Below are 11,427 nucleotides of genomic sequence, written 5' to 3' on the forward strand. Positions count from 1 at the left end.
GAGTGATTTAAGGCTCGGATTCTCATGACTATAGTTTAGCACGCCTCTGCGAGCCGTGCTAAACAAGGAGTCATTCATCCCCGCACTCGCTGGGTGCTCGTGCGGGGTTTCCTGACCTTTTAAAAAAAGCCGCACAATTTAAGGCGGCTTAGCGATAGATTTTAAATCTATCTTTTTACTGAAATATTCGGGGGTGCGGTATCTTCCACCCGCATCGAGGTAACATAGGGATGAAGATAATGCCCGACTTCGCGGAAACATTCCGGAAATTTCTCATGCCTAAAAGACAGATGGTCAAAAATCTTGGCTGGGGTAATCTTTACCGCCTTAGCTATGAGCATGGCGCCGATAAAAATATTCTCTACATACTCTAAGCCGGCTACCGCGGCCTGGATTCTGAGGCCCTCAATATCTACGATCAGGCTGGCGGAATGACCAATGGTGATTGGCCCATCATTGTCTAATGAGAGCATATCTCTGAACAGCCAAGAGTAAACCGCTCTATTAGCGGCGGCGAAACTGATATCTCCAGTCGGCTGACCGACCGGAAAGAAAGCAAAATTATTCGTATCCGGCAGACCGACAAAAACTTGAATGCCGGTTTCCGACTCATCTTTTGCTCTGATCTTTGGCGGCTGATTATGAATCAGGTTATGCCAAGCAGTTGCTGTCAATGCGAGCTCTTCCCTTTTCTGCCTTAGATCTATTATACTGGACATTTTATCCTCCGATTGTTGTTGTTTGCTGATTTGAAAAGAATACCTCAGCATATCATGAAAATACGCTGCGGTCAATCAATAATACGCAAAATATTAAGAGATAAATGGAAAAGCCCGAAGATTTTTCGGGCTTAGTTTTAAAGATCAGGCTTGCGGGATACCGCTAATGAAAGCGGCTAGCCAGATGAACCAGGCAAAGATGGAAAAACGATGAAAGTACCTAGCCGCTTCGCCTTGTCGCTTCAGAGCGATGAGCGCCCAGGCTAAGTGCAGCCCCATGATAATCAGGGCGGTATAACCGCAACAACTATGGATATTGAACTGGAAACTGAACCCGGTCCGATAACCCATAATGGAAGTGCCGGCCACATCTAAACTAAAGGCGGAAATGAAAATGCGGACCATCCATGGTTTAAGTGATTTTAATATCCGCTCCGACCAGATGGCTATAGTATAGAGCGGAAAAGCTAGGGCGATGAAAACAACAGCGCTGGCAAGCAGCATGGTGACCTCGTTTTAGTTGATAAACTTGTTAAGGTAACCAAAAAATATACCATACGGATATATTTTTGTAAACCGGCCGATCAGGACAAAACATCCTATTCCCGATTTGCCCTTAGCCGAAACTTCCTCTAAAATCAGAATATGCCCATACTATTGCAAGTCAAGAACCTGAGCAAAGAATATGGCGGCCGGAAAATTTTTTCCGGCTTGTCTTTTGCCGTCTCCGACCGGCAGAAAATCGGCGTTATCGGCCGCAACGGCGCCGGCAAGTCTACCCTGTTCCGCATCATCACCGGCGAAGAGAAAGCGGATGACGGCGAGCTCTTCATCCATGCCGACACGACTATCGGCTACCTGAAACAGAGTGACGACTGGCTAGAGGGCGAAAGCGGCTTGGCTTATCTGGAGCGCCACAGCGGCCGGCCGGAATGGCGGGTCAAGCAAGTAGCCAGCAAGTTTGAACTGGATGCGGCCAAGCTGAACCAGGCGGCGGAAAGCCTTTCCGGCGGCTGGCGCATGCGCCTGCGCCTCACGTCCATGCTGCTTCAGGAACCGAATCTCTTCCTGCTGGACGAGCCAAGCAATTATCTGGACTTAAACACCCTTATTCTCTTGGAAGACTACCTGCACGCTTACCGCGGTAGCTATCTCATCATTTCCCATGACCGGGAATTCCTGAAGCGCACCTGCCAGGAAACTATTGAGATTTCTAGAAGCGGCTGCTATCACTACCCCGGCGACATCGAAGCCTATCTGGCTTTCAAGGAGCAGAAACTGGCCACGCTGATCAAAGCCAACGCCAGCCTGGAACGCCAGCAGGAACATTGGCAGGAATTCATCGACCGCTTCCGCTATTCCGCTTCCAAGGCCAAGCAGGCCCAATCCCTGGTCCGAAAAATAAGCAAGCTGGAAGAAAAGCGCATCACCATAGAGCATCAGGCCGGCATCACCCGCATCAGCATCCCGCCGGTCGTAAAACGCCATAATTTCGCCTTAAAGATAAACGAGCTCGCTATCGGCTACGGAGAGAAAATCGTCGCTTCGGAAATCGATTTCGATGTCCGCGCCGGCGAAAAGCTGGCGCTCCTGGGCCTGAACGGCCAGGGCAAGACGACGCTCATTAAGACTTTATGCGGCCGCATCCCGCCGCTCGGCGGTTCTTTCCGCTGGGCGGCAAACACCCGTTTCGTCTACCACGGCCAGGAAGAAATGGAGAATATGAATGCCAAAGAACAGGCCGGCGCTTATCTGCGACGCGTAGCCGCCAGCGACGTGAAGACCGAAGCGGTCCTGAAAATGGCCGGCGATTTCCTGTTCCGGGATGAGGAGCTTAAGAAACCGATCGCCGTGCTCTCCGGCGGCGAACGGTCGCGCCTGCTCTTGGCCGGCTTATTGCTGGCCAAGCCGGACGTGATAATTCTTGATGAGCCGACCTCGCATCTGGATTTTGAAACCACGGAAGCTTTGGCCGCGGCTTTGCATAAGTTCGCCGGCACGGTCATCTTCTCCAGCCACGACCGGACTTTCTCCAACCTGATAGCCACGGGCTTAGTAGAAATCAAGGACGGCCGCGCCAAGCGCCGGCACGACGACTACGGCGAATATGTGGCCAATTTGGAAAAAGCCTTATGGCAGAAAACCGAGGAAACGCCGACGCCGGAAAAAGACAAGAGCGAAAGCCGCGAGGCTTACTTAGCCCGCCGCGCCAAACAGAAAAAAATCCAGTCCCTGGAACAGGAACTGGAGCGGATGCAAGCTTACAAGCAGGAGCTGATGGCTTATTTCTTGGAGCATTATGATGATTATAAGTCCACCAAGGTCCAGGATCTGGAAGAAATCAAGCGGCGCATTGCGGACAAGGAGGAGGAGTGGCTGAGGGTGAGTGGGGAGGAATAAAACTTAAAATTAAAATATAAAATTATAATTTTATTTTCTTTTAATAATAAAAGAGACAAGCTTCCATACCCCATAAATAAACAGCGCAAAAGCCACTAATGACAGGATAAGTACGGATATAACAAGGGGCCAAACAAGATACTTTTTTCCAGAAAAATCGTTAAGCAACTCATCCATGTATCCCACTTTAATTAAACCCGTCAAACTCAAATTTAGAATAAATGACACTGAAGATAAAATAAACTTTTCTCCTATCTTAACAAGCCTATTTTTATCATCTATATCTAAATTGTTTGCATAAGAAAAAACCATCGCACCTAATGCAATATTTATTGCTATAAGTGCAGTAGATACAACTAACATATCAGAAGTATCAACTAAACCAGTATTAACAACTTCATTAAAACCAGCAAAAAAAATAAAGGCAATACCAATTAATATCCAAACAAAATATATAATATAAAAATAATCAAGGGCTTTCTGGAGGTAATCTAATATATTTTTTCTTTTTTCTTTTTTCATATAAAATGTTTTGTATATATTATAATATATCTCGAGTTTTTCCCGATCATCTACCTCTTTTTGCCGTTTACACCAATATACTTTTAAAATATCTACTGGCCTATAATAAGCCAACATAGTGCATCAGAGCCGTGCGTGAACTTAGAACCGTAATCATGAACTGCTGGCACTCCTACGAAATGGACGCGGCCGTCAAAATGCTCCGCCGGGAATCGCCGTTCGATTGGATTGAGTGATTCAATAATAATACAAAATGTCTTATTTCTGAAACACGGGCTTATTCTTAAAAATCAGATAGATAATACTTAATATCAGGGCAATACCTACCGGCGGGATGGCGTATAAAACCAAATTGGCAATGTTAAACAAAACAGAAATGCCAGCGTTTAGAACTTTAAACAACCATGGTACAAGATAAGCATAAGAAATCCACATTAAAAATAGCCAAAGTATCGCCTTTATTGCGTTATAGAGTTCCCACATGCCAAATGCCTTAACAACAATATCATGAAGTACTTTGTAAAATTTGATCACGTATAGAAATAAGCCAAGCGTGCAAAAAGTAAAAGCGCTGTAAAATACCCTGACAAAAATACTTGGTGCGGATAACGGGCTGATATTTTGCCATTGAAATTTAATACCCAAAGCAAAATGCCAGAGCAGAAGTACAAGAACTAAAATAATATAAGTTATTCCAGAACTTACTATCTCTTTTGTGTTTTTTATTATTACTTTTTTATACCAATCACTACTTTTCATTTTATTATTCAATAACCCAGTTTAAATTTATCAAAAATTTCTAATTGTTTTAAAAAATCCTTATGCGAATCAGAACTATTACCCTCCTTAAGTTTTTTGCTTAGCACTGGCATTGTTTTAAGGTATCCGTCAAAACTTAACAAATTAAGGTATCCATCCACAAAAATAATAAGTTTTTCAGCCGCCATCTTAACAAACCTATACGGCTCCAAAAAATACTCGTTATCTAATTTGTAATGCCCCCATTCGCCTAATTCACTTCCGTTTTCTTTAGATAAGGCCACGATATGGTTAAAAAAATCTTGCGGAACTCTAATCATATTAAAATAGAAATTATCGTTTCTATTATCAAAACACAGCGCCTTAAGTCTTGCCCTGTGAATAATAAGGTCTCTAGGACTATACGTTAAATTGATCAAAGAGGAATTTTGGGAAAGGAAATCTTTAATTTTATCGTTCTTTTGGTACAAGAGCTCCATGAAATCTTTTTGTCTATCCTTTCTTAATCCGATTCTTTCAAATTGATCAAATTTAATTTGATAGCGGTATTTGGATATCCAAGCAAGTGAATCAAAAACCCCAGTGAATAGGGTGATTAGGTAATTAAAGTGGTAGATAGTAGCGTCCTGGGTATCATTATTAACACCGGAATAGTAATTTATACCTATCTCATCTATTGCTGTAAGCAGATCGATAATTCTATCTCCAAGCGAAGCCGTAATATCCATTAAATCATCTCCCCGAGGAATATGCTTTTGCCCATAGACACTGATTGACCAAACTTTTTTGTAATTTTTAACTTTTGTCTTCAAAGAATAAAGATACCAAAGACCTCTATTAACATAATAATTGGGAGCAATTAAAAATTTATTTTTATTTTTACAATATAAATCAATAAAAATCATAGCCTCTTCTGGGCTCAAGATACTATGCGCTGGCAACTCCGGGAAGCCATTCCTTGCCCAGTTTAGCCGGCTTAACAACTTCTTTCTCTCTGTAATTAAAATAACTTTTTTATCCTCTGACACCCCTAACAATGTCTTAAGAATAAAAGTTAAAATCAAGTCGTCATACTTGATATCAAGAGACTCGGCAATTATTTTTATGTCGGATATTTTATATCCGAACATGGTGCTTTCTTTGTAGCCATGTAATTTGTCGTCTAATTTATCAATGACAATCCCGCTAATATCATTTTTGCCACCGAGAGACAATTGAACTACTGTATGCATCTTTGAGCTGCCTAAAGAAACAAACTCAAAAAGTTCATTATCAAAATAATTAAGCAGCCTCTTAGCGACATCAGATTTTAAATAGTCTGAATCGAGTAAAATTCTTAGTGGCTTTTTGTATTTATTATCCATACCTTATGATTTTTTAATTATCTGCTCAACTATCTGGTCAAACGTCATAGTCCCATCACTGTAGTTCTTTAACGCTTCGTCTAACTCCGCATTGGAGAGGAAGCCATTGTAGATAAGCTTAGGAGCTAAATCAAAACTGTTCTTTTTTGCGACTACAGCCAGCACCTGCTCATTAAATTCACGTACTAAATAATCCCTAAAATCATTCAGATATTTTTTATAACGAATCACTGTATAAATGTCATAATACTGAGTCATCTGGGGACCGTTCGTATCCATTAAATAATTAAAAATAGTTCTGACTTTTGCGCGCGCAATGTCATACTTACGCTTTTCACTTGCGTAAGTTGTATACCGCGCTCGTTCTAAAGGCAAATAATGACTCTCAACCTCAATACCGCTTCGAGACTGATCAATACCAAACTGCCAAAACTTTTTAATAGGTCTTAAATATTTAAGACTCTGCGCGGTTGGTGATTTTTTGGCGAAAGGATATTTGCAATATATAACCTCGTCTTTTTCAAATTCAAACGAACGGAGTTTTTCTTTTTCTTCCCAATTTTTAAATCGTTTTTCTTTAAGATAAGTAAAAAGACTATATTTTTGGCTATAACCAATAATCTCACCTCGCTTACGTCTAACTTTCATCGTTTCATTTCGAAGATATTCAAAATCAACAGGAAAATGGTATTTCTTATTTTTAATATCTATTTCGTCCCACTCAATCATGTAAAACTCGTCTCCCGTAATCAATAACTGCCAAGCAATATCCTCTAAGAAACCGCCCACTGAATCCCCCTGGCCATATAAGTCATCCCTATAGAACGAATGCTCGTCAATAAAATACCTCTCGAGGTCTTGCTTAAGAGCTGGGTCATCGCATTCAATACCGAAATAATTTCTCTCATGCGTAACATAGCCAGGCCTATCAGGGACTGGCACATCCCTAAGTGGAAAAAGTGCATATCGAATTGCGTCAACCTCTATGCTTAACTCCATTCTATTTCTTGATGCCATTTCAAGTTGATCATATCCCTTAATGTACCCGAGTAATGGATCATCAAAAACGTATCCTTTTTCTCTTTGTTTGTAAGGTTGTCGTCTCATATTTTTCTACCTTGAATTTTTTTAAGGGTTTCGACAAACTGCCGGATGGCTTCTCTCTTCTTTGCCCACTCAACAAATGCTTCGGCACACTCCTCCTCTGGCTGATATGCTCGATAACTTAATTCGCGTATGAATCTGCTTGGATGATTAGCTACTTCTTGTAGCCCTGAATAAAACCGAACATCGTCATAAGTCTTTGGCAATTGATCTATTTTCCACAAAATTTGGCCAAACCAATGATGGTAGCGAGTTGTCTCCCAATTTATAAGTTTGAGTGTAAGGTCAAGACCGCCGACGTCCTTCGGTTTTGACAGCACCTCCATGGCCTTAATGAATTGACCTGGCTGATATATCGCCTCGATCGTCTGCACGTACTCAATAAGCAAATGGTAATCTTGCCGGAATTCGCACACCAGAAACACGAAACCCCCGAGAATAAGGCTGAGACGGTTGCGGTACATTATATTGTCGACATTCTTCTCATCAGCATTGATGACCGGTAACATTAGCGTGAGTAGGCCAGCCAAAACCTTAAACAGTTTCTCACAATTCTCAATGACTGATGGGAAAAGCATCTTTTCTAGTTCTTCCCAAAATTCCGAATCGACCAGAATTTGCTTTGGAAGAAATGGCAGATATACTCCAGCTCCAGCGATCTTTGCACCATATTCGTCAGCCAATGCAACCTTGTCGATATAGAGCAACCGACTGATCCATTCGAAGCGAGCCTTAATAAATATCGCAAGTTCTTTGTGTTTTCCTTTCTGATAGAGGTCTTTGAGGATTGTATTATGATGCGTAATCAACTTTTCTAAAAATTTATGGAAGTATTGCTTCTCCTTTGCCCGTGCATCGTCAAGCGTTTCTTTTTCAAGACGAATTTGCGGCGTTATGACGCGACCCTCACACTGAACTTCAAGATAGAGGCGATCCCAATAGTCAAGAACCTGGTTATAGAAAACTCCGGGTAGATCGAGCCTCGCCAACTCTTCGCGTGTGTGCGCAAGCTGTCCGTTTGCATCTACTAGTGATTTTATAATCTCCTGATACTTGGTATAGTCAAAACCATCGATGAGGGTTAGCCCAATCGCAAAATAAGCATTGAGATATGCGCCAAGCTCGTCTTCGGTCTGGACTTTCTCATAGAGCGCAAAAAAACCATCGAGATACTTTTCGAACGCATCAGTCTCCTGATTTTCGTAAAGACCGGCAACTGTTTTTTGATAACGACCGTGCCCGTCCTTTTCGTAATCACCGGCGAGTGCGGTCTGGTAAAAATCAATAACGTACTTGAGCAAATGAGTGTCCTGCGGCGCTGTCCCAACGCGAGACTCCACAGCTTTAACAATATCAAAAACACTGTCCTCAAACCAAAGATGATCCGGGCTACCGATGCGCAGAGGCCCTTTCCCCTGAAGTTCAAAATTGAGCTTCAGAGTTAGCATCGACATACTATTCGCTTTAACCTCCACCTGCGTTTGTGGAAACCACCAACCGCGTTCTCTATCGATATGTTTTTTTCGCTTGGCATACTCAGTGATCAAATTTGCAAGTACCATCGGCGTATAAATCACATCATTCCAATTCTCCGCATGCCAGAGGTCTTCGAAAAGAGTCTTGAGTAGAGAAAGATGGTTCTGCGTTCTCATGCGTGAAGTTTGTATGATACTCCAACTCTTATATGAATACCGGCTTCGGTCAGAGGCAAGTCGCATACCTTCCTTCATGTCCGACTGTAACCTCTCAAAGAGATTCTTTGGCTTTATAGTAAAAATATAATGGTTCTTAAAAACGATAATCCCGAGTAAACAGATAGCTACCAAAATAACGACGGCAATAAAGCTAACCGACGACGGAAGTGTGAGAAGTTGAATACGTAGCAAGACTGCAATCGCAAAGATATCAGTGAATACAAGAAGTTTGAAAAAGAAATTACCGACGGTTTCCTGGTTAACGTAATCAGACACGGCAGATGAATACTTATCAGTAGTGAGCTGGAGGCCGACTGCATATAGAGCAAATAAAAGTCCCAGAATAGCGGAGATTGCGCCGATAGAAATCTCGAGCACAAGCTTTAAAAACTCCCTGTCCGGGAGAGTAAAAAAATCAAAGTGAGCTATAAATGCTTGGAACCAGCTAGTTTGAATGTGAGATAGTGACGTTGCGAGACCTTCAACACCCCAATCGGCAGAGATTACTACTACGAGTGATATTATTAGTACTACTATCGTACCCATAGAATTCCGGATAATTTGCATTGGTATCGTATATTCCGTTTTCCTGCGTTCCTGATTTCTGTACAGAATCCTTAATGATTCCCTTCGTCTCTGAAAAATGCTGTAAAAGAAACCGGTAAATGTGCCCAAGACGAGAATAAGCTTATTTGGTTTTTTGTCTGCCTCATAAGAAAAAGAAGAAACCTTTGGTTTCCATAAGATTCGTCGAAGAAAAAATTGTACTGCTCTTAAAAATTTCATATCCCTTCTTACTTATTAAGTAATCCACAATCTACCTACTTCCATTTTCGTAAGATTTTCGGTATACTATAAATATACCACTTCAAGTTAAAAACATCAATCACATCTATGGCCATTCCAATAACAAAAAGACAAAAAGAAGTCCTGGACTTCATAAAAGGCTTTATCAGGGATCGGGGCTACTCACCAACTTTAGAGGAGATAAGGAAAAAATTGCGTCTCTCCGCAGTGTCTACGGTGCACCAGCACATTGACGCTTTGATTGATAAAGGTTACATCAAGAAATTCGATAACCTGGCCCGGGCTATTGAGATAAACGACTTTAATGAAAAAAGGCAAAATAATTTTATTGAAATTCCCTTGCTGGGAATGATCGCTGCCGGCGAACCGATAGAGGCTATTGAAATACCAGAAACCGTTTCTGTCCCCAAAGAGTTGACTGCCGGCCAGGGACGACACTATGCCCTAAAGGTCCGGGGAGACAGCATGCAAGATGTCGGAATCTTTGACAGCGATACGGTAATAATCCGAGAGCAGCCAGTGATTGATAACGGCGAGATCGGCGTTGCAATTGTAAATGGCAATGAAGCCACACTAAAAAGAATATACCAAGATAAAAACAGCTTCAGACTCCAGCCGGCCAATAAAAACTATAAGCCGATCATGGTCAAAGAGCTAGAAGTCAGGGGAAAAGTAACAGGCGTGCTTCGAAACAGATTTGATCCATTACCAAAACCGGCCCAGCTCCCATTATTCGTTACTCCTCAAAGCAATGAGCAACGGTTGCTTCAAATACATAGCAGGCGGTTCCTAGGCAATAAAACCAAGCTCCTCGGTTTTATTGGCGATATTGTTGCAGATAAGTGTCGTGGTTATTATAGTTTCTGTGATATTTTTTCAGGCACAGGTGTCGTAGGTCACTATTTTAACCGGCCGGATACCAAGATTATTTCTAACGATATTCTAGACAGTAGCTTCACGTCCCTGCAATGCTGGATGAATACTAAAAATTACAACAAAGAAAAATTAAATAATATTATAGATTATTTAAATGATTTGCAGCCGAAGAAAGAAAACTACGTCTCTGAAATATTTGGTGGTTCATATTTCACAAAAGAAAACGCTCAAAAAATAGGCGCGGTCCGGGAAGAAATCGAAAAGCTTGAAAAACGAGGTGAAATAAATCAGGAAGAAAAAAATGTACTTCTTACCTCGCTTGTGTATGCCATGGATAAAGTGGCTAACACCGTAGGCCATTATGAGACTTATAGAAAGAAATTAGATACTATTCAAAGCCTGCGTCTTTTGCTGCCTGATATTGAACCGAGAAATAATCAAAACAATGAAATCTATCAAAAAGATGCAAACCAATTAGTCAGAGAAATTACCTGCGACGTGCTATACATTGACCCCCCTTATAATTCAAGACAATATGGGGATTCCTATCATCTTTTAGAAAACGTGATTACCTGGAAAAAACCAAAAGTTGAGGGCGTGGCCAAGAAGATGGTTGATCGTGGGCATTTGAAAAGCCGTTATTGTTTGAAAGGCGCCGTGCATGCTTTTGAAGACTTGATCCAAAATGCAAACGCGAAGCATATTCTGGTATCCTATAACAATACCGGTGAAAAAATGAACGAACGGTCAAATGCAAAGATACCGGATCATAGAATAATTGAAATTTTAAAAGAACGCGGCGAGGTTGAAGTATTCGAACGTGATTATAAAGCCTTCACTACCGGCAAAAGTGAAGCACCTAATCACACCGAGCGCGTCTTTTATTGCAAAGTAACTAGCAAATAAATTTATGAAAAAAATTTGGAGTATCTCAACTACAGTTAGAAACCCAGAAAGAATCAGAAACTTTCTGCTCGCTCTTAAACCTTTGGATGGTGAAGTTTGGAACCACGAAACGCAGCGAAAATTCCAAATCTTGCTTATTCAACACAAGCTGTACGGCGCCGGCAACAAACAATTTACCAATAATCTGTCGCCTGAGCACAGGGAGCTACTGGAAAATTCCGAGGCCTTAACTTATGAACAGGCCGAAGAAATATTGGACGCCAGAAACTACGTCGG

The 11,427-nt window shown here is 41.6% G+C and carries 10 protein-coding genes; 3 read left to right on the forward strand and 7 right to left on the reverse strand.

Translation table 11 applies throughout. From position 1 onward, the window contains the following. Positions 1-167: 167 nt before the first annotated feature. Positions 168-719 carry a hypothetical protein gene (locus WC441_05335; GenBank protein ID MFA5163908.1) on the reverse strand — a complete coding sequence of 184 codons (552 nt, stop codon included), beginning with the start codon at positions 717-719 and terminating at the stop codon, positions 168-170. Between the two features lie 144 nt (positions 720-863). After that, on the reverse strand, positions 864-1,223 hold the full coding sequence (locus WC441_05340; protein ID MFA5163909.1) for an HsmA family protein: 360 nt from the start codon (positions 1,221-1,223) through the stop codon (positions 864-866). A 141-nt stretch (positions 1,224-1,364) separates the two neighbouring features. Between WC441_05340 and WC441_05345 the strand changes: the two genes are divergently transcribed. Then, positions 1,365-3,119, forward strand: a complete 1,755-nt coding sequence (locus tag WC441_05345; protein ID MFA5163910.1) for an ABC-F family ATP-binding cassette domain-containing protein — start codon at positions 1,365-1,367, stop codon at positions 3,117-3,119. 30 nt (positions 3,120-3,149) lie between these two features. Here the strand turns inward: WC441_05345 and WC441_05350 are convergent, their stop codons facing one another. The 5 genes from WC441_05350 to WC441_05370 form a co-directional block, all read right to left on the reverse strand. Continuing rightward, positions 3,150-3,641: a hypothetical protein gene (locus WC441_05350; GenBank protein MFA5163911.1), complete on the reverse strand. Its 492-nt coding sequence runs from the start codon at positions 3,639-3,641 to the stop codon at positions 3,150-3,152. A 258-nt stretch (positions 3,642-3,899) separates the two neighbouring features. Next, entirely contained in the window at positions 3,900-4,400 is a 501-nt protein-coding gene (locus tag WC441_05355) for a hypothetical protein (GenBank protein MFA5163912.1), read from the reverse strand. Between the two features lie 8 nt (positions 4,401-4,408). Next, a complete protein-coding gene (locus WC441_05360) occupies positions 4,409-5,764 on the reverse strand; it encodes a hypothetical protein (GenBank protein ID MFA5163913.1) in 1,356 nt (451 codons plus the stop codon). Between the two features lie 3 nt (positions 5,765-5,767). Further along, on the reverse strand, positions 5,768-6,871 hold the full coding sequence (locus WC441_05365; GenBank protein ID MFA5163914.1) for a hypothetical protein: 1,104 nt from the start codon (positions 6,869-6,871) through the stop codon (positions 5,768-5,770). Then, entirely contained in the window at positions 6,868-9,348 is a 2,481-nt protein-coding gene (locus WC441_05370; protein ID MFA5163915.1) for a DUF2254 family protein, read from the reverse strand. Before WC441_05370 ends, WC441_05365 begins: the two co-directional genes overlap by 4 nt. A 108-nt stretch (positions 9,349-9,456) precedes the next feature. On the opposite strand from WC441_05370, the gene lexA reads away from it, so the two are divergent. Further along, entirely contained in the window at positions 9,457-11,151 is a 1,695-nt protein-coding gene (lexA, locus tag WC441_05375) for a transcriptional repressor LexA (GenBank protein ID MFA5163916.1), read from the forward strand. Positions 11,152-11,155: 4 nt separating this feature from the next. Then, positions 11,156-11,427 (forward strand): AlwI family type II restriction endonuclease (locus WC441_05380; protein MFA5163917.1); only part of this gene is annotated, 272 nt, incomplete at its 3' end.

The sequence above is a fragment of the Patescibacteria group bacterium genome (assembly GCA_041651355.1).
Lineage (GTDB): Bacteria > Patescibacteriota > Patescibacteriia > Patescibacteriales > UBA12465 > JAPLVX01.